Below are 569 nucleotides of genomic sequence, written 5' to 3' on the forward strand. Positions count from 1 at the left end.
TGGTACCTTGTTGATGATGGTCGTGGCATATTTGAAAAGGCTTGTGGATATATTCCGCCCTTTCTCATAAAATGGACACGCGCTTCCTGTTGCTCAAAATTGAGAGTCATCGCCATTCCTGTCTCTTTTCTGACGCTCACTCTTTTGCTGGTAATTTACGCCCTTTTACAAATATCTGGTATGACACAATGGATGTCTTTTTGCTTTACTGGATTGGCGCTTTTTCCTGCTATTGATGCTTCTTTTGCTTTATTTAACACTGTTGTTTCGTGGTTTGTCCCATCAAAACAACTCATTGGTTATGAATATAAAGAAGGTATTCCAAAACATGCACGGACAATGGTTGTTGTACCTACTTTGATGACATCACGCGCTAATGTTGATGAACAAGTGCGCAATCTTGAAGTGCACTATCTTTCCAATCCTAAAGGTGCCATTCATTTTGCGCTCATTACAGATTGGGTGGATGCTCCATTGAGAGAAACGCAAGATGATCTTGATTTATTACACTATGCGCAAAAGAGTATTGATAAACTCAATAGTCGTTATCATCGTGATGAACTTCCGCT

At 39.9% G+C, this 569-nt stretch carries 1 protein-coding gene; it reads left to right on the forward strand.

The features are described 5' to 3' along the window. A partial coding sequence (locus ACFILW_RS10980) for a hypothetical protein (RefSeq protein ID WP_375685852.1) occupies positions 1 to 569 on the forward strand: 569 nt, incomplete at both ends.

It is taken from the genome of Bartonella sp. TT110JLCBS, assembly GCF_042193405.1.
GTDB lineage: Bacteria > Pseudomonadota > Alphaproteobacteria > Rhizobiales > Rhizobiaceae > Bartonella.